19 protein-coding genes are annotated in these 19888 nt (G+C 35.7%); 7 read left to right on the top strand and 12 right to left on the bottom strand.

Translation table 11 applies throughout. The annotated features are described in order from the left end of the window. Nucleotides 1-48 precede the first annotated feature (48 nt). The 3 genes from VB796_RS14575 (at nt 49) to gldG (ending at nt 4363) form a co-directional block, all read left to right on the top strand. Nucleotides 49-1284 (top strand): pitrilysin family protein, encoded by a 1236-nt coding sequence (locus tag VB796_RS14575; protein ID WP_323347297.1) that lies wholly within the window; start codon nt 49-51, stop codon nt 1282-1284. Between the two features lie 113 nt (nt 1285-1397). Beyond that, nucleotides 1398-2456: an arginyl-tRNA--protein arginylyltransferase gene (locus VB796_RS14570; protein ID WP_323347296.1), complete on the top strand. Its 1059-nt coding sequence runs from the start codon at nt 1398-1400 to the stop codon at nt 2454-2456. A gap of 245 nt (nt 2457-2701) precedes the next feature. Next, a complete protein-coding gene (gene gldG / locus VB796_RS14565) occupies nt 2702-4363 on the top strand; it encodes a gliding motility-associated ABC transporter substrate-binding protein GldG (protein ID WP_323347295.1) in 1662 nt (553 codons plus the stop codon). Nucleotides 4364-4448: 85 nt separating this feature from the next. Here the strand turns inward: gldG and VB796_RS14560 are convergent, their stop codons facing one another. From VB796_RS14560 to VB796_RS14535, 6 genes are all read right to left on the bottom strand, one after another. Beyond that, the gene (locus VB796_RS14560) at nt 4449-4967 is read right to left on the bottom strand and encodes a shikimate kinase (protein ID WP_323347294.1); all 519 of its coding nucleotides are present in this window, start codon (nt 4965-4967) and stop codon (nt 4449-4451) included. Between the two features lie 75 nt (nt 4968-5042). After that, nucleotides 5043-5351 carry a four helix bundle protein gene (locus VB796_RS14555; RefSeq protein ID WP_323347293.1) on the bottom strand — a complete coding sequence of 103 codons (309 nt, stop codon included), beginning with the start codon at nt 5349-5351 and terminating at the stop codon, nt 5043-5045. Nucleotides 5352-5471: 120 nt separating this feature from the next. Next, complete coding sequence (locus VB796_RS14550) at nt 5472-6569, bottom strand: BT_3928 family protein (protein WP_323347292.1); 1098 nt, start codon at nt 6567-6569, stop codon at nt 5472-5474. A gap of 92 nt (nt 6570-6661) precedes the next feature. Continuing rightward, the gene (locus tag VB796_RS14545) at nt 6662-6850 is read right to left on the bottom strand and encodes a hypothetical protein (RefSeq protein ID WP_323347291.1); all 189 of its coding nucleotides are present in this window, start codon (nt 6848-6850) and stop codon (nt 6662-6664) included. A gap of 23 nt (nt 6851-6873) precedes the next feature. Then, on the bottom strand, nt 6874-7413 hold the full coding sequence (locus VB796_RS14540; protein ID WP_323347389.1) for a DUF1599 domain-containing protein: 540 nt from the start codon (nt 7411-7413) through the stop codon (nt 6874-6876). Nucleotides 7414-7509: 96 nt separating this feature from the next. Then, the gene (locus VB796_RS14535; protein WP_323347290.1) at nt 7510-7887 is read right to left on the bottom strand and encodes a PH domain-containing protein; all 378 of its coding nucleotides are present in this window, start codon (nt 7885-7887) and stop codon (nt 7510-7512) included. 161 nt (nt 7888-8048) lie between these two features. On the opposite strand from VB796_RS14535, the gene folP reads away from it, so the two are divergent. Beyond that, nucleotides 8049-8870, top strand: a complete 822-nt coding sequence (gene folP, locus VB796_RS14530; RefSeq protein ID WP_323347289.1) for a dihydropteroate synthase — start codon at nt 8049-8051, stop codon at nt 8868-8870. Between the two features lie 61 nt (nt 8871-8931). Here the strand turns inward: folP and VB796_RS14525 are convergent, their stop codons facing one another. Further along, nucleotides 8932-9666, bottom strand: coding sequence for an ABC transporter permease (locus tag VB796_RS14525; RefSeq protein ID WP_323347288.1), 735 nt, complete (start codon nt 9664-9666; stop codon nt 8932-8934). Between the two features lie 115 nt (nt 9667-9781). On the opposite strand from VB796_RS14525, the gene VB796_RS14520 reads away from it, so the two are divergent. Next, the gene (locus VB796_RS14520; RefSeq protein ID WP_323347287.1) at nt 9782-10456 is read left to right on the top strand and encodes an SDR family oxidoreductase; all 675 of its coding nucleotides are present in this window, start codon (nt 9782-9784) and stop codon (nt 10454-10456) included. 41 nt (nt 10457-10497) lie between these two features. Here the strand turns inward: VB796_RS14520 and VB796_RS14515 are convergent, their stop codons facing one another. Next, nucleotides 10498-11256 carry a hypothetical protein gene (locus VB796_RS14515; RefSeq protein WP_323347286.1) on the bottom strand — a complete coding sequence of 253 codons (759 nt, stop codon included), beginning with the start codon at nt 11254-11256 and terminating at the stop codon, nt 10498-10500. A 384-nt stretch (nt 11257-11640) separates the two neighbouring features. Between VB796_RS14515 and VB796_RS14510 the strand changes: the two genes are divergently transcribed. Beyond that, complete coding sequence (locus VB796_RS14510) at nt 11641-11943, top strand: isoamylase early set domain-containing protein (RefSeq protein ID WP_323347285.1); 303 nt, start codon at nt 11641-11643, stop codon at nt 11941-11943. A gap of 84 nt (nt 11944-12027) precedes the next feature. On the opposite strand, the gene VB796_RS14505 is transcribed toward VB796_RS14510, so the two are convergent. From VB796_RS14505 to VB796_RS14495, 3 genes are all read right to left on the bottom strand, one after another. Next, nucleotides 12028-13137, bottom strand: coding sequence for an acyltransferase family protein (locus VB796_RS14505; protein WP_323347284.1), 1110 nt, complete (start codon nt 13135-13137; stop codon nt 12028-12030). A 127-nt stretch (nt 13138-13264) separates the two neighbouring features. Continuing rightward, nucleotides 13265-14929 (bottom strand): hypothetical protein, encoded by a 1665-nt coding sequence (locus tag VB796_RS14500; protein WP_323347283.1) that lies wholly within the window; start codon nt 14927-14929, stop codon nt 13265-13267. A 136-nt stretch (nt 14930-15065) separates the two neighbouring features. Next, nucleotides 15066-16211: a hypothetical protein gene (locus VB796_RS14495; RefSeq protein WP_323347282.1), complete on the bottom strand. Its 1146-nt coding sequence runs from the start codon at nt 16209-16211 to the stop codon at nt 15066-15068. A 738-nt stretch (nt 16212-16949) separates the two neighbouring features. Between VB796_RS14495 and proS the strand changes: the two genes are divergently transcribed. Further along, nucleotides 16950-18431, top strand: coding sequence for a proline--tRNA ligase (gene proS / locus VB796_RS14490; RefSeq protein WP_323347281.1), 1482 nt, complete (start codon nt 16950-16952; stop codon nt 18429-18431). 54 nt (nt 18432-18485) lie between these two features. Here proS and VB796_RS14485 read toward each other — a convergent pair whose 3' ends face one another. Then, nucleotides 18486-19880 (bottom strand): hypothetical protein, encoded by a 1395-nt coding sequence (locus tag VB796_RS14485; protein ID WP_323347280.1) that lies wholly within the window; start codon nt 19878-19880, stop codon nt 18486-18488. Nucleotides 19881-19888 lie beyond the last annotated feature (8 nt).

Here is a 19888-nt window from a genome sequence, read left to right as displayed (position 1 = left end):
CAATTGTTACTTGAGAATTGCAAGCAATTTCAAACAAAACGCTAAAAAATGATAAGTTACGAGCATTTTATATTAGATAACGGATTAAACGTTTACGTTCACCAAGATAATTCTACGCCTTTTGCGGCGGTTAATATCATTTATAATGTGGGGTCGAGGGACGAAGAGGAACACAAAACGGGTTTTGCTCATTTATTTGAACATTTGATGTTTGGTGGCTCAAAAAACATTCCGTCTTACGATACGCCATTACAAAAAGTCGGCGGAGAGAATAACGCTTTTACATCGCCAGATATTACAAACTACTATATTACTTTGCCTGCGGTAAATCTTGAAACGGCTTTTTGGTTAGAATCTGACCGTATGATGGCTCTTTCTTTCGACCAAAAGGTTTTGGATGTACAACAAAAAGTGGTGATTGAAGAGTTCAAGCAAAGATACTTAAACCAGCCTTATGGAGATGTTTGGTTGAAACTTCGTCCGCTTGCTTACCAAACCCACCCATACAAATGGGCAACGATTGGCAAAGAAATTTCGCACATTGAAAATGCCGTTATGGATGATGTTCGAGGGTTTTTCTACAAACATTATTTGCCGAATAATGCGAATTTAGTAGTAGCAGGAAATGTAAGCGTTGAGCAAGTAAAACAACTTTGCAAAAAATGGTTTGAGCCAATTCCTGCGGGAAATGTGGTGAAAAAAAACTTGCCAATCGAAGGAATACAAACAGCTTCAAGGTTTTTAGAAACGGAAGCAGAAGTGCCTTTAGATGCTATTTACAAGGTTTATCATACCCAAGGACGACACGATGAAGGTTTCAACGCAACTGATTTGATGAGTGATATTTTGGGCAGAAGTAAATCGTCAAGACTTTATAAATTGGTGATGGAAAATCAAATTTTCAACTCCGTAAATGCTTACGTTACAGCTTCGCTTGACCCCGGATTAATGGTTATTCAAGGAAATTTGAATCAAGGGGTAAGCATTGAAGAAGGTGATGCAGCCATTCAAGATGTTTTGGACGATTTCTTGAAAAACCCAGTTTCAGAAGAAGAATTAACCAAAGTAAAAAATCAGGCGGAATCAACTTTAGTTTTCTCAGAAGTTGAATTGTTGAATCGTGCCATGAATTTGGCTTTTGCCGCCAATGCAGGCAATGTTGAATACGCCAATCAGGAATCAAGTAGAATTCAAAGTGTTACAACCGATGAGATTTCAAAATATGCCCAAAAAACCTTAACAAAAGACAATTGCTCAACGATGTATTATCGAGCAAAAAATTAGAATTTCGATATAACTTGCTATCGGCAGTCAGCTATCAACTTAATACTTGACAACTGACTGCTTAGTAATACAATTACTAATTTCGCTAATCGCTTTTCGCTCTATAAAAATAAATGCTTGCAGAATTACATTTTCCATCCGAACCAATCCTTTCAGAACAATTGGATGATTATTTAGAACGGGGTTGGTTTAGAATGGGGCAAAATATTTTTACGACTAACTTCCTCAAATTTAAGGGCTTATTTTATAGTGCAATTTGGTTGAGGGTCGATTTAAATACATTTGTACCTTCCAAAACACAACAAAAAATCAGGAAATTGAACAGTAAGTTTAACGTTGCGGTTCGACTAACATCGCCTGATTTTTCTTCAGAACAAATCACTTTATTCGATGAATATAAAAATTCCGTTCCTTTTGATACTGCTCCGTCACTAAGCCATCTTTTGTATAATAATGGTTTTAGAAACGTATATGATTCTTACGAAATTTGTGTTTATGACAACGAAAAATTAATTGCTTGTGGCATTATTGATTTAGGAAAAGACAGTTCAGAAGGCATTGTTTGTTTTTATGACCCTGCTTATAAAAAGCATAGTTTGGGAAAATATTTGATGCTTTTAAAAATGGAATTTTGTCAAAAACAGGGAATGAAATTCTTTTATCCTGGATATTTTGCTCCGCATTATCCGATGTTTGACTACAAATTAGATTTATCGTCTGACGCTATGGAATATCTTGAATTGAGTAGTAATTCATGGCAACCCATTAGCCAATTTAAGGTATCCGAAACGCCGTTGGCAGTGATGAATCGGAAGTTAAGAGAGTTGTCTGAATGTTTAAAAAGACGAAGATTCGAGCATCATTTACTCCATTATGAGTTTTTTGATTCTGAAATTGTCCCAAGTTTGAGTGGCTTACAACTATTTGATTTTCCTGTTTTTATCTTTTGTTTCGAGGTTGGCACAAGTATTTCAAATCCAATTATCATTTATGATGTATTGAGTCAGCAATATCATTTAGTCATTTGTGACACTGCTTATAAGCTTGATAATCAACTGTATAAAGAGCATATTTTCAACTCGCATTTACTCCAAATGACGCAACATTTATTTGCCAGTGAATCTGCGGAAGCGATGGCATTAGTAGTTTCAAAATCTTTGCAGAAAGTTTAGGAAGTGGGGATTGGTTATTGGTAATTAGAAATCGGAAAATAGTTTCTATAACCACCTGACATTATAATTTATATGGAGATGAACGCAGGCAGGGTTCAAACCCTACCTGCGTTAGTTCTAAAAATTTATTTCTTCAAAAAACAAATACGGACTAATTTTGAAACGTTATTAATCAAGTCGTTGCATTTGACACCTTTGATGAGGTTTAAACACAAATCACTAAATCACAATTATTTATATCTTTCATGAAAAATAAAATCATTCAAATTCTTCTCGTAGTCGGTGCAATAATTGGCTTGAATGTATTGGCAAATCAGTTTTTCTTTAGAGTTGACCTTACGGAAGAAAAACGTTTTACGATAAATGATGCTACAAAAAACCTACTCAAAAACCTTGACGATGAAGTATATGTGAAAGTTTATTTGACAGGAAAAAGTATTCCATCGGGTTTCAAACGCTTGGAAAATGCGGTACATGAAACTTTAGACGAATTTCAGATTTATGGAGGAACAAACATCAAATATGCTTTTATCGACCTAAATGCTGAATACAAAGATGAAAAAACTCGTAATGAAAAAATTATAGAATTAGCCCAAAAAGGCATCCCTCCTACCAATGTTATGGCAAATGAAGACGGCAAAAAAACGCAAAGTTTGGTCGTTCCAGGAGCAGTAATTACGTACAAAGACAAAGAAATTGCTACACTTTTATTGAAAGGGAACAAAATGGCATCGCCACAAGAAGTCCTCAATCAGTCGTATGAAGGCGTAGAATATCAATTGGCTTCTGCAATAAAAACGCTCACGGCAAGCCAGAAAAAGAAGATTGGGATTTTCGTGAATTACTCAACATTACCAGCTGTCAATCAGTTAGATTTGATTGGTGCTTTGAAGAAAAACTATGAATTATATCCAGTCGATTTACGCCAATCGCCAACGCTTGATGGTTTAGATGGTATTTTGGTCATGAAGCCCGACCAACCGTTCAACGATGATGATAAATACAAAATTGACCAATTTATTATCAATGGAGGCAAGGCACTTTTTTTCATGGATGCCGTAAAAGTTGATTCTGTGGCAAGAGAAGGAAGTGTAGCTCAGGTACAAAGCGTTGGTTTGGAAGATTTGTTGTTTAAGTACGGCGTTCGTCTCAATCCCAACCTCATTAAAGATGCTCAAATGTGTGCCGCCATTCCTTTAGATGTAGGTAATTTTGGTAATAAAGCCAATATTCAGCTTGTTCCTTGGCAATATTATCCTTTGATTAATACCTTCGGAAAATCGCCAATTGTCAAGAATTTGGACGCTGTTTATACCAAATATGTGGGTTCTTTGGATACTGTTAGAGCAAATGGAATTACAAAAACGCCTTTATTGATGACTTCTCAATACACGCAATTATTAAAAGCACCTGCCATTATGAGTTATAATTTTGCCAATAAAGAACTTGATGCAAGTCAGTATAAAGCGGGCGTGCAAACGGTAGGATTATTATTGGAAGGAAATTTTGAATCATTATTTAAGAACAGAATTTTACCCAACGACCCACGTTCAGCAACATTCAAACCAAGTGCTAAGGCTTCAAAAATTATTGTTTGTTCAGATGGTGATATTCCTGTGAATGATTTTGACCGCAAACAAAATACACCTTTGCCTTTAGGTTTTGATAAATATTCGGGAAATACCTTTGCCAATAAAGATTTTGTGCTGAATGCCGTTGATTATCTTTTGGACGATAATGGTGTTATCACAGCTCGAAATAAGGAAATTACGCTTCGTCCCTTAGACAAAGTAGCCTTGCAAGACGACCGTGAATATTGGCAAGCCATTAATCTCATTGTACCAATTGTAGTGTTGGTTTTGGCAGGATTACTAAAGAGTTTTATGCGTAAAAAGAAATATGCTTGATTGTAGGTTTTAGGGGTCAGGAATTAGGTTTTAGAGAAATATTCAGAAACAATAACTAAAACCCAATACCTAATTCCTATCACCTTTAATTACTCTCAATTTCTTCTAAAAGCCACAAAAGTTGGTCAACATCAATATTGCCATCTATTTGCAAATCAGCCTTTTCATAAAACTGAAGGCGATATTCAAACCTTGCCGTCAATTCCTTTAAAAGTTCATCATCAGCTTTTCTTTTATCAATCAACGGGCGATTATTGACATCCGTTTTGTGAATTCTCTTTAATAAATCTTCGGGAGGAACATTCAAAAAGATACTTGTTCCGTTAGCTTTTATGTACTCCATGTTATCAAAAAAACACGGAACACCGCCTCCAGTAGCAATTACTAATTTTTGATTAGGAGCAATTCCTTTCAAAACTTTACTTTCTACTTGACGAAAATAATCTTCACCTTTAAATTTGAAAATGTCAAAAACGGATGATAATTCTTGATTAGTAATTAAATCATCCATGTCAATAAACTGAAAATTAAGGCGTTTGGCAAGCTGTCGCCCCAGCGTACTTTTGCCCGATGAGGGCATTCCAATTAGGAAAATATTTTTCATACCAAGAGGTTTTGGGTCTCAGGAATTAGGTTTTAGTTTTTGTAGAGAACCGATTAAACCATTTATGATTCTTCCCTACTCATTACACATTTCGATTAATTCTTTTTGTATTTCTTCAGAAATATAATCCAACCCAAACGATAAATAAACCATTGATTTTACTTCATTACAAGAAGCATGAGCAATGTAAAGAAATCTTATGTACTCTAACAAACTATTCCTACCGAACCCTTCTGCAATATTATTAGAAACTGATACCGATGCCCGCTGAATTTGGTCTTTGAATCCCCAATCTTTAAGCGTAGCATACGTTTTATATATTTGTAAGGTTAATTTTTGAGCTTTTTGCCATGCAATCAAGTCTTCAAATTTTTGTATTTTCATATAGAACTTAAATGTTATAAATACGTAGAAAATTGGCACTATGGTTCAGTGCTTGGGTATTAGGATAAGCTATTTCGCTAAGACATTTCAATGCTTATTCTAACACCCAATACCTAAGTCCTAAAACATACTAATCACCTCCGCTTTATCAGGCGTTTCGGCATGAGCCCATTTACCTTTTACGATACCGTCTTTCAATAACCAAATAGTTGGGTTTGCTCTGCCGATAGTTTTTAACACTTTTGTATCTGAACTATATGCTGGAATAGCCAACTGATTTTCGTGACGGAAATTATTGATTTCTTCCTCTGGCGAGCCACTCAAAATCCAAACTTTTACGTCTGAACCTTCTAAACTTTTCGCTAAAGATTTAATTTTATCAACATCATCTGTACTGGCTTTTGCTACAACAGGAATGATAATCATCAATTTTTTACCCACAAAACTTTCCGTTTTATAATCCGTTGAATCACCATCTTTCCAAATGTTATAATCGGTAATTTTCGCTTTTGCTGCTTCTTCATTCAAGGTTATCATTTCCTTAAATTTATAAGTCGTATCAGTTGGCATATCATTCATTTCCAAAGACTTACCGTCTTTTTCGTAGATATATTTAAACTTCAACGGCTCAGACGGCTTCATATTTTTAGCAATATCTTGACCAACAGCATAAGGAAGTCCATCGTAAGGAGGAAGGAATTTTACGGCATAAACACCTAAGAAAAGACAGAAAATGATTGACATTCCAACCCACATTCCCGTTTTTTTGTCGGCAAAAATATTGCGTTGCCAAAGGATAATCAAGATAAAAAATAGCAAAACCATATCTTTCCAGAACGAAGTCCAAGGCTTTAATTTGATGGTTTCACCGAAACATCCACAGTCTGTAACTTTATTGAAATATGCCGAATAAAACGTTAAGAAACCGAAGAAAATAACAGTAGCCAACAATATCCATGAAGCAGATTTGAGCTTATATTGTACCAAAAGACAAACACCCAAAACCAATTCTAAAGCACACAAAAAGATAGAAACGTACAAAGCGTAAGGAACCCAAAAGTGCCAAAAACCAGCCATAGCGGGAAAATCAGTAGCAAATACATCAAAGTATTCTTCTAATTTGATTTCTGTTCCAACGGGATCATTGAGTTTAATAAGTCCCGAAAAGATAAAGATAACTCCAACGAAAATTCTGGAAAAGTGTGCAATAAATTTCATGTTTTTAGCCCGATGATTCCGCATCGGAGGGGATAGTTTTATAAATTTTACTAAATTAGTGCTTAAAAATTGAACGTGCTGTTAATGAAAAGTTAAACAGGCATGTACCACGATTTTCCAAAATCGTGCATTTGTACCACCATTCTCCAAAATCGTGCATTTGTACTACGATTCTCCAAAATCGTGCATTTGTACCACGATTTTCCAAAATCGTGCATTTGTACCACCATTCTCCAAAATCGTGCATTTACAAATAACGATTCTGGAGAATCGTGGAACACTTCAACGATTTTGGAAAATCGTTTTACAATTTCATCTTAATCATACAAAAAACGGCATAATTCATCATATCTTGATAATTCGCCTCAACACCTTCCGAAACCAACGTAACTCCTTGATTATCTTCGATTTGCTTGGTTCTAAAAATCTTCATCAAAATTAAATCCGTCATCGAACTGATTCGCATATCACGCCAAGCTTCGCCATAATCATGGTTTTTATCTTTTTGCAGATTTAACGTTTCTTCCACTTGTTCATCGTACAAATCACTCAGTTCTTGTTCCGAAAACTCCGTTTTATCTGAGTTTTCTAACTTTTTCTGAATTAAGGCAATGACACAATAATTAATAATACCAATGAATTCGCCTTCAATACCATCTTCAATTTTTTGAACACCTTTTTCTTGAATTGAACGAATGCGTTGAGCTTTAATAAATATTTGGTCTGTCAAACTTGGCAAACGTAAAATACGCCAAGAAGTGCCGTAATCCTTATTTTTCTTCTGAAATAGTGATTTACAAATGGAAATAATTTGTCTGTATTCTGTTTCTGTTTGGGTCATGATTTTAGGTAGTAGATATGAATTATGAGTTATTGGTTATGGTTATAAGGTGCAGTGACACGTCATAACCATAACCAATAACTCATAACTCATACCTAATTAAGCAAGTACAAAGCTACTCAAGGTTTTATAAACATCATTGATATTTTCACCTTTGCGGAAGTCTTTTTGAATAGGAGTTTCTGAGCCTTTCACCCAAATCAAGATTTCAGCATCAAGGTCGAGCAAGCTGGCAGAGCGTTTTGAGAAATAATTAACTGATTTATAAGGAATTGTCATAAAATCAGTTTTTGAACCCGTAACTCCCTGTTTGTCAACTAATATCAGGCGTTTGTTCGTAAACACAAACATATCACGGATAAGTTTGAAAGACTTTACGATAACTTCGCCTTCAATCAAGATTGGCTCAAATTCGTGTAAAATTTTATCTGGCGAAACTTCCGAAGAATTTCCCATTAATGCGTTTAAAAGTCCCATTTTATAATTAGTTAATTTGTTTTAGTAAAGTTGAAAGTAATAACAAAAATAGTTTTATCGCATCAAGATTTCAAATTTAAAATCTGTTTCAAGTCTAAATACTTCAAATTGACTAATTTTACTTGCGTAATATCCAACACTCAGGACTTAATAAATAACAAATGCTAATCAACCTAAAACAAAACCTCCTCGACCTCTCACAACCCCGCATCATGGGGATTTTGAATATTACGCCCGATTCTTTTTACAAAGGGAATCGCTTTACTGATTTGTCGAAAGTATTGGATAGAGCCGAAAAAATGCTTTCGGAAGGAGCTACTTTTTTGGATATTGGTGGACATTCTACTCGCCCTGGAGCAAGTCCTGTAAGTGAAGAAGAGGAATTAAACCGAGTGCTACCCGTTGTGGAAGCTATCATACAAAAATTCCCAGAAGCCTTGATTTCGATTGATACTTTTCGTTCGTCGGTTGCCAAAAAATGCGTAGAAGCGGGTGCAGTGATAATTAATGATGTTTCGGGCGGAATATTGGACGATAAAATGTTTGAAACCGTTGCCAGCTTGGGCGTGCCTTACGTGCTAATGCACATGAGAGGAACGATTGAAACCATGACTCAAATGACCAATTATGACGATTTGGTAACGGATGTTTTGGACGATTTGCAGAAGAAGGTTTACCAATTACGCCAATTAGGACAAAAAGATATTATCATTGATTTGGGCTTTGGTTTTGCTAAAACAGCCGACCAAAATTATGTTTTACTGAAACATTTGGAAGATTTCAGATTGTTGGATTGTCCGATGTTGGTAGGCGTTTCGAGGAAGTCGATGATTTGGAGAAAATTGGATATTTCACCGAATGATTCTTTAAATGGCTCAACCGTTTTGAATACCGTTGCTTTGATGAAAGGAGCAAATATTTTGCGTGTTCACGATGTGAAAGAGGCAATGGAAACGATTAAACTAATTTCGTTTTTGGGGTAAAATATTCCACGTTGAAACTTCCCGAAAGTTAAAAAACTTTCGGGAAGTTGAACCATTTGCCTTACGTAGTTATCAGCAATTGTGCCAATAAATAATCAGCAATCAAAACGGCAATACAACTGTTTGTTACCGCTGCTGTACTTGCTTGACCAACCTCCAAAGCTCCTCCGCTGGTAAAATATCCTTGATAAGCAGAAATTGATACAATTAAAAAGGCAAAAACAACCGCTTTAATCAAAGCAAAAGGCACATTAAAAGCCTTAAATTCAAACTGAATACCTTGAATATACTCTTGTGGAGAAATCGCTCCTGTCATCCAACCTGCCAAATATCCACCCCAAATAGAAAGGAAAGCCGCTAACGTTACCAACATCGGGAACACCATAACTGCCGCAATAATTTTAGGCAAAACCAAGTATGATGTTGAATTAATTCCCATTACTTCCAAAGCATCGATTTGTTCAGTAATTCGCATTGTTCCCAATTCTCCTGCAATATTTGAACCCACTTTTCCCGCCAAAACAATCCCTGTAATGGTCGGAGCAAATTCCAAAATGGTTGAATCTCTTACGATAAGACTAATGATATAATGCGGAACAAATGGATTATCCAAGTTTGCTGCCGTTTGCACGCACGTAACTGCCCCCAAGAAAAATGAAACGATAGCAACAATCAATAACGAGCCGATACCAATCTGAACGGCTTCATCAAATACTAAGGCAAAATAAACCCTAAACTTTTCTCTATTTGTGAAGAGTTTTCCCAGAAAAATTAAATATTTACCTAATCTTGACATCTTTTTAGTTTTAGAAGTTGATACTGCAATACAGACTTTAGTCTGTTTACAATGACAGACTAAAGTCTGTATTACTTTTTATCTTTAACTTTACGGTTCAATAAAAGCAAAGATAATGAACAAAACGATAGTTGTAACAGGTGGCACAAAAGGTATTGGCAGAGCCATTGTGGAAAAATTTGCCAAAGAAGGCTTTACCGTATTGACTTGTGCAAGAACAGAAGATGATAACTTCCCAGAAAATGTACATTTTTTCAAAGCTGACTTATCCAAGAAAGATGACGTTTTAGCCTTTGCTGATTTCGTCAAACAAACTGTAAATCAAGTAGATATATTGGTAAACAATACAGGTTTCTTTCTTCCAGGTGAAATTAATAATGAAGCCGAAGGTACACTTGAAGCCATGATTGAGACTAATTTATACAGTGCTTATTACCTCACAAGAGCCTTGGTTGGCGACATGATTACCAAAAAAGAAGGACACATTTTTAACATTTGTTCAACGGCAAGTATTACAGCTTATACCAACGGAGGTTCTTATTGTATCTCAAAATTTGCCTTGTTAGGAATGAGTAAAGTTTTACGAGAAGAGTTGAAACCGCATCATGTACGGGTGACGAGTATTTTGCCAGGAGCAACGTTAACAGACTCTTGGGCAGGTGTAGAATTACCAGCCGAACGTTTCATCGCTTCTGATGATATTGCCCAAATTGTTTGGACGGCTCATTGTTTGCCAAGTACAACAGTTTTAGAAGAAATTTTAATTCGTCCTCAATTGGGAGATTTATAAAAAAAAGAATCATTGAACGGATTGTCAAATCCGTTCAATGATTAAAATGAAATACCTAACTCTAAACCAAAACTTGGAGCTTGGAGTTGAGTAGAAATCTTTTCTAATTTATTCACAAAACGTGGTTTAAACGTCTCTACTCCTAATTGTTCAAGTGTTGAAAAATCTGTTGTATTCAAGTCGTATTCACGCTTTACCAAAAACCAATAAGCTACTTTGGCTTTAATAAAAATCGTTTCGTTGGCATTCAACCAAAATGTTTTTTCAATCGTTGGGCCTGCCATGATGGTATTCATAACTGCTTCAACTTGTTTATTTTCATAGGCATTTTTTGCTTCGGCAGAATAGTCTGCCAATAAAGCAATGTTTACTGCTTCTTCTGGCAAAATTCCTTCTACCATTTTTTTGGGAGTATCCGTAATTGTTCCATTAAAAGTTTGTGCAGTTCCGCCAATTGAAATATTCCTACCAATATTAAATTTTAATTCTCCTCCATACTGAAATTTAGGATCAGCCATAACTTTTATATAAGTTAATTCATCTCTGTACGAACTTTGAATACTCCTCAAAAATTCAATCACAAAATTCTGGTATTTTTTTGGCGTGAAACCTGCAAACACTCCAATCTGTAATCTTTTGTACTGAAATTCGTACCCTGCTTGAACCCTTAATGGAAACGATGAGCCCACATAAATTTGGTGTCTGATGTCAGAATCTTCTGTGTAAACTGTTAAATGCTTTTGCTGGGTATATGCCGTAAAAGATGAAAGAGCGAATATTAAAAAGAAGGTATTTTTCATGGATATTTGTTGTAGGAAATGATAGAGATAATGTACAAAGGTAAGGCTTATGAGTAAAAAATGATTGCCGTATTATAATTAATGTTGGTGGATAAACATGATTATCCACTCTTAAAAATAAAGATTAATAATGAATATAAAGATGTTTTGATGACTGATTTATGAAAAAAACGCTATTTATTCCCTTAATTGTATTTTTAGATTTCCTCCCAAATAAAATATTTACTTTTTAATTTAAAATATATAAATATTCCAATATTTTAAAAAATTAATTATTTGATAATTAGGTTAGTATGAAAATATTTTTTGAATATTTGCACTATATTACAATTATGATAGAATTTATTTATTAACAAAATATTAATCTTAAAACTCATTACACTCATGGCAATTAGCAAAACGTATTCAAAAAGTAAACCTGTATGTAAAGTAACTTTTGCAGTTTCGGCAGATACAGTAAACGGAGCAAAATCAGTAAGCGTAGTAGGAGATTTTAACGAATGGAATCCGACAGCTTTGAAAAAACAAAAAGATGGTACTTTTAAGGCTTCGGTAGAATTAGAAAAAGGCAGAGAATTTGCATTTCGTTATTTAGTTGATAACGATAATTGGATGAACGACGAAGCGGCAGATAAATATGTACCAAGTGGCGTTTCATCTGACGAAAACTCAGTAGTCGTTCTTTAATAAAAGGAAAGAGGAATGGAGAAAGGGTAATCCTATCTTCATTTCTCCCTTTTCCTATTACTCATTTCTACATTCCTCCTCAGCTTACACTTTTACAATTATTTTCTTCTCATACATTATCCACAAAATTCCGAGCCAAATAAAAACAACAGTCAAAGCACCTGCGACTGAGGCATTATATGGGTTTTCAAACATTGGAGCAATAAGCGTTTTGTACATCCATCTCTCCGAATTCATTTCATCACCATTAGCCAACTTAACTTTTATCATCCACAAAACTCTTGGAATTAATCCTGATAAAAAGAAAACCGTAATGGCATTTACACCATAAACCACAAAAGGTTTCGTCCATTTTTGATAGCCTTTTACATCAATAAGCCAATAAAAACTGGCTAAAAAGCACAATGCCAATCCAGAAGTCCACAGTACATAAGAACTTGTCCAGAGTGCTTTGTTGATGGGAAAACCTGCTACGTCCCAAGTCCAACCCAAAAGCATAAACACACAACCTGACAAATATAAAACGGTCAATTTATCTCCAACTTCTTTATCTTTTCTTTGTAACCAAGTCCCCGTCAAAACACCCGAAAGTCCCGTTGAAATAGCAGGTAAGGTACTCAATAAACCTTCTGGATCCCAAGTTTTTCCATTTTTATAAAGGTGAGGAATTCCCATGATTAATCTGTCTAAATACGCTCCTAAATTATATTCGGGTTGTAGATTAGCAACTCCATAATCGGGAACTGGAACAAAAGTCATCAATACCCAATAGATAATCAGAATGGCAACAAATACTATTTGTTGAGTCCGATTTTTGGTAGTCAAATAAATAAGAGAACAAATAAAAAATACCATCGCAATGCGTTGAAGCACTCCTGGAATACGCACAATTGAAAAATCAAATTTGGGAAAGAGAGACAGAAATAGCCCTAAGCCAAATAGTTTTAAAGAACGAATAATTAATTTAATAATCGTCTCTTTATCAGCTACTTTCCCTTGAAAAGCATAAGAAATAGAAACGCCTACAATAAACAAAAAGAAGGGAAAAACTAAATCGGTGGGCGTACAACCATTCCACTCAGCGTGTTCGAGTGGGAGATAGATATGTCCCCAATCTCCTGCATTATTTACCAAAATCATCAGGGCGACTGTCATACCCCGAAAAACATCAAGTGAAAGTAAGCGTTTGTTCATCGTCTATTCTATATTTTACAAACTTGAATTTCGTGTTACAACGAATTTACCTTTTTTTCGACTTGATACAAACAAAACGACCTCCAAAAATTCGGAGGTCGTCAAAATGGTCAAGGCTATAATTATCCTAAAAGAATATTCCGAAACTTACTAAGCCTTTTACGTAGCTATTATCAATTTTTGCAGAAGCATAATCACCAGAATTTGCTAATGAATATGGCGTAAATGATTGTTGCGTTGTTCCGTACATACCAGTAACGTCAATATAAAATTCATTGGTTCTATAACCAAGTCCTGCTGAATAGATTTTCTGAGAACGGTCAATGCTTTTGCTATTATCAAAATTTGTACTGTACGGTGTTGGCATATAATTGAAACCGCCTCTCAAGCTAACATTTCCTACACGATACTCTCCTCCTACCTTTACATTCAATACATTATTATAAAACAATTTTATATTGGCAGCCGAATTTTCTAAATCTCCTATAATCTCCGAATCTGGATTGGCCGTACTTACATTCATTCCTTTGTATGCTACATATTCAATATCAGCAGAAACAAATCCTTTTTTCTTGAAGAATAAAGCAACACCTCCATTAGCTTTAAATGGTGTACGAAGTTGATAGTTATCTTCATAAGTCACCGTTGAAAGTCTCGGAATGCTCGTAATATAATAAACGTTGTTTCTCTGAGCGACTTTGTATCCAATACTTACCAATTTATTTAAAATATTTTGGTCTGGATTTGTCCCTAAATCAATTCCTTTTGTTTCATCTACATTGATAACTTTTGCTGAAGAACTTGTTTCATCTACATCATACCAAGTTGGCGTAACCACCGATAACCCAAAGCGAATCATATCATTTGGTTTATAGATAGTTCCAACGGTCAAATTAATCCCTGTTCCACTTGATGTCAGCAAACGAGAATCTGTAAAACCTTTAATTTCTTGGTAAGATTGAAAATTTTCCGTGTAATTTTTTACCGTTTCGTAATGATAACTTGGAATTCCTAAGCTACCACCAATATAAAATTTCTCGTCTGAAGTCCCTCCATAAGCAAGCGTCCATTGGCTTACACGTCCAGTTGATTGGAAATTAAAACTCTGATTTACTTTTGCGTTGGGTTCTGCACCTACAAAAGGGTTTGCAGTATTATTGGTAGCCGTTACTAAATATCCCCAATAATTCATACTTGAAGTTCCTCCAAAATTATTGGGAGCATTATTATTGAGAGCATACAACAAATCTGACGGGGTAAGTGGATTTGGGTTATAAACAGCATCATAAGTAACTTGTCTATTCAAAGCCTCTGCATAACTATCTGTGATAGAACTACCCGCCCCATTGCCTGCAAAACTAAGGTTATTATACAAAGTATTTTGGCGTGAGTATGAAATAGAAAATGACCCTCTCCAACCTTCACGATATTGAGGTTCAGCTCCACCAAAAACAACGCCGATATTGGCAATATTAAAATTATTTACGTTTGAATTCGTAGTACGACTTGGCTCAATCGCATAAATTGAACTATTACTGGCACTTTGATAACCAGGTGTAAAACTAAATTCTGAACGTGTATAAAAGCCCAATCCTGCTGGATTACCCGCCGCTGAACTTATATCTGCCCCTAAAGCTGAATGACTACCACCAATTGCTTGAAAACGAGCTGTTCCCGTAGGAGCAGATTGTGAAAACATTTTTGCTAAGGCTTCATAACTATTATCTTGTGCGACAACCTGAAGCGAAGCAAATGTTAATATAAATGCAAAAAAGCCAAATGAAATTTTCATGTATTTAATGGATTTAAGATTTGTGGAAGGATAAGAGTTTTATATAATGAAGACAACTAAATATTTATCTCCCCTTACCTTTAAACGAAATATACCCCTCAATTTGCTATTTTGAGGGGTATATTTTATGTTAATATTAACGTGGACCTCTTGAACTACCACCTCCGCCACCACCAGATGAACCCGACGAACCTCCACTTGAGCTACTACTACTCGATGAACCTCCCCATGATGGACTTGATGTAGTCGTTGTACTACGATTTGTCCCTGAAGATGAGTTACTATTTGAATTATTATTTGACCAGTTCCAAGAACTATTAGAACGAGTATTGGCATTCGAGGAATTTCCAGCAGTTGTTCCACTTGAATAACCATTATCACGTCTCGGACGAGAATAATAATCATTATTGCCATTACCACTTGTATTGCCTGTTGTATAACCTGCATCGTTTCTATTACCACGAGGAGAAGTATTTCCGCTACGATTAGCGTTATAATCTCCGTTATAAGCGGATGATGAATAAGTATCTCTCTGGCGTGGTGTACGTGGTACAGGGTTGCTATAATTTCCATTAGCACCTGTCACACCAGAACCATAATTATACACATAGGTATTTCCGTAACCTCTGCCATAATTCCAAGGGTCATAATAGTTATTGTACCCATATCCGTAAGGGCTATAAATATTGCCAAAAGGATTATAAGCATAAGAACCCCAACCTAAAGAGAAACCATTGCTGTATCCCCATGGTCTATATCCCGAATATCCCCAACTATCGTACATTCCATTTCCGAAGGCATTATAGGGGTTATAAACACCAAATGTATTCCAAGGGTTGTTATAATATCCTCCAAAACCCATTCCAAATGAAATACCAGGGTTTCCGTACCAATTATTGAAACCGTAATTGTTGAATGGAGAATTAAATCCGTTGTTGAAATCACTATAACCATTGCTGTAAGGCGTTTGATTCTGGTAATACCCACGAGAATTTATCCAATTCTGTGAATAATACTCGTCTGTACCCTGAGCGTTTTGGTCATTGTTATGATTTTGTCCTCTATACTCAGGATTACGGTTTAAATACTCCTCCTCTTGAGCTTGGTAATAACGTTCACGGCTGGTTAAAGTAGCAGGACGTGCTTCGTTTGCAGAAGCATACATATCATCGTAAACCTCAGAGGTTGAAGACTTTGCTACTTGCTTTGAGGAACTACATCCCCAAACAACGCTCATCAATGCTGCGACTGAAAAGAGTTTGATGGATTGTGTAATGTTCATGATTTTAGGTATTTGAATTTTGGGAAATTACTCAATTAAAATATTTGAAAGCCTGACGAATCTATAAATTTTCAAATTAACGCATTTTCAAATTGATAATTTCGTGTCAAACTTACTACAAAAACTTATCTTTGCAAGATGTTTAACACATCATTAACAAAATTATTTCTTGGAAAGTTTATATAGTACATAGAGAATATTCATTAACGTTTAAATATCTCAAAATGAACTACTTAAAATAAACTTCTGATTGTTAGATTTAAGACAACCAAACACACTTCATCCCCTATTTATTTAACGAATATATTTTAAGAAAATGTATTTACATAAAATGATGGCTTAAAATATGATTAGAGTTTAGAATGGCAGTATTTTTAATAGTCTTAAACTAAAAGTAGAATTACGATTGATTTAATTACGAATTTAGTATCGGAATTATAAAGATTATGTCGCAGAGAACCGCTGACGAGGTGAAAAACCGTCGTCATGGTTTAGGTTGATGCCCCTGACGACGGTTTTCACCTCGTCAGCGGTTAATTTCAGTTTTTTTGACTCAAAGTTTATAATTCCGCTTAGTTTTTAATCGTAAATCGTGACTAATATGTACAACTTAGTTGGCAATTCAACTAAACCCTAATTCCTTATAACTTATAAAATCGAAATAATAAATTATTTATAAATAGTGAACTTAGCTTTAGAAATTTACCTAAAACCAAATCACTAAAACTTTAGTACAAAATGAGCAAAAGCCTACCAAAACGTAGCGAAAATTATTCTGAGTGGTACAACGAACTCGTGAAGCGAGCTGATTTAGCTGAAAATTCTGCCGTGCGTGGTTGCATGGTTATCAAGCCGTATGGCTATTCTATCTGGGAAAAAATGCAACGTGCTTTAGACGATATGTTTAAAGAAACTGGGCATACAAACGCCTATTTCCCACTTTTCGTACCTAAAAGTTTATTTGAAGCAGAGGAGAAAAACGCCGAAGGTTTCGCCAAAGAATGTGCCGTAGTAACGCACTATCGCCTAAAGAATGACCCTAATAAACCAGGGAAATTGATGGTTGACCCAGAAGCAAAATTGGAAGAAGAATTGGTAGTGCGTCCAACGTCGGAAGCTATCATTTGGAGTACCTACAAAAACTGGATTCAGTCATACCGTGATTTGCCTTTGTTAATCAATCAATGGGCAAACGTTGTGCGTTGGGAAATGCGTACTCGTTTATTCTTGCGTACCGCTGAATTTCTGTGGCAAGAAGGACACACCGCACACGCAACTCGTGAGGAGGCTATTTTTGAAACAGAACAAATGTTGGAAGTTTACGCCACTTTTGCTGAGCAGTTTATGGCTGTTCCTGTTTTGAGAGGTAAGAAAACGGCTAATGAGCGTTTTGCAGGAGCAGACGAAACCTACTGTATTGAGGCAATGATGCAAGACGGACGTGCTTTACAAGCGGGAACATCTCACTTTTTGGGACAAAATTTTGCTAAAGCATTCGACGTGAAATTTGTTAGCAAAGAAAACAAACAAGATTATGTTTGGGGAACATCTTGGGGCGTTTCAACTCGTTTGATGGGAGCATTAATCATGGCTCACTCAGATGATGAAGGGTTGGTTCTACCGCCAAAATTAGCCCCTATTCAAGTAGTAATTGTACCTATTTTTAAAGGAGAAGAGCAATTAGCTCAGATTTCAGAAGCAGTTGCACCAATCGTTGCGACATTGAAAAAACAAGGCGTTTCGGTGAAATTTGATAATTCAGATAAACAATCTCCAGGCTTTAAATTTGCAGAATACGAATTGAAAGGTGTACCTGTACGCTTGGCAATTGGAGCGAGAGATTTAGCTAACGGAACAGTTGAAATTGCCCGCAGAGATACCAAAGTAAAAGCAACTTATCAGATTGATAGCGTTGTGGAAACGGTAACGAATTTATTAGAAGATATTCAAGCGAATATTTATCAAAGAGCGTTGGATTTCAGAGCAAATCACCTTTTCAAAGTTGATACTTGGGACGAGTTTTTGAAAATTATAGAAAGCGACGAATTAGGCTTTATTTCTGCTCACTGGGACGGTTCGCCAGAAACAGAAGAAAAAATCAAAGAATTAACTAAAGCCACCATTCGTTGTATTACGTTGGATGCGGAAGAAGAAGAGGGCAAATGCGTATTGACAGGAAATCCTTCAAGCCGTAGAGTGATTTTTGCTAAGGCTTATTAATAGAATTGAATAAATAAAAACGGCTCGCTCCAATCAGGAACGAGCCGTTTTTATTTATTCTCCATCCGAAAAATCCTCAGAAATCAATTTCCTCAATTGCTGATGTGGTCGAAGAGTTGGACGTTTTGAGAAAATAGCATTTCCACCCGACGCAGCTTTGGCTTTACTCGCTAACGTGCTGGTATCGAAGTAGTTTTCTCTTACAAATTGATTCACTTCGTCGTCATTTATGACTTCTCTAACCATTGAGCCTTTGCCAAAGCCATCGTTATAAGCACCAATTCTGGCATCGGTTTCGGCTAAGCGAGTTTCGTTTTCTATACTTTTAATTTCTTCTTGTAAACTCTGCTTTTGACTTTCTAAGTTTTCTAAACTTGGCAATAATTTCAAGTCGTTTTCTAAAATATTTTTCTGAACAATTTGCTCCGACAATTCTACTTCAAAACCTTGTAAATCGGTCGTTAAACTTCTTTGTTCTTTGCGTAAACGTTTCAGTTTAGGGTCAATTTGCAACCATCTTTGCCAATAACACTGCAAAACTGGAAAAGCAATTCCCAAACAAATTGCTCCCGCCAAAGCAAACAAAATTCCTGATAAAACAAACGATGCCAATGCCCAAGGACTATTTACCAATTTTTCGTTCAGAATATCAAAGGTTTTCATTTTTGCATCAATCTGCTGAGTTAGTTCAGGCGATGGAGCAGCAGAAGGATTTAATGGGTCAAAAGCTTGATTTTGAAGTTGCTTGATAGATTTATTTACGCCTTCTTTCATTTTATCAGTTTTGAAAGCTTCGTACCTAAACCAACCCAAAATAAACAAAGTTGCTATCGCAAAAACCACCGTTACGCCCTTGAACCACGCATAAATACGCTTACTTTTTACCGAATTATTATCTGTGTAAGGAGATTCTATCAAACGCTCGTAAGCGGGTTTTAATAATACAGAAACCATCGCCAAACCAATAGCAAAAGCCCATGCTTCAAAATTATTGCGAATATTGAGGGCATACGCTACAATTTCGTGCGAAATAATTAAATCCCCTGCCACGAAAGAAATACCCGCCAACAAGTAAATTAGTCCCGCAAAAAGGGAATATTTATGAGCAACAGAAGTTCTCTTTTCTGAAAAATGACGAATAGATTCCTGATTTTCAGTCAATAAAGTTTCGGTACGTTCCTTATTTTTACCCGCTAAATTAACTTTCAAAATACGGTCTTGAAGAGCATCGTAAGCCTCCTTAAAACGCACTTTTACGTGGTCAATAACTTTATTTAAGTCCGAAAGTTCCTGACGTTTTTCAACTAATTGTCGAGTCAGCCATTCAAAATTCACCTGCGACGATAAATAACCTTCGTAAGTATTTTTATCAACTGATTCCAAACCGCTATGATAGCCGTGTTGAAAATCGTAGTTTTCAGTGTGTGATTGTTCTTTATTTTCGTTCATTTTATATT

It is taken from the genome of Arcicella sp. LKC2W (genome assembly GCF_034931005.1).
Lineage (GTDB): Bacteria > Bacteroidota > Bacteroidia > Cytophagales > Spirosomataceae > Arcicella.
The sequence above is the reverse complement of the archived record's forward strand: the minus strand, read 5'-3'. Positions and strand labels throughout refer to the sequence as shown.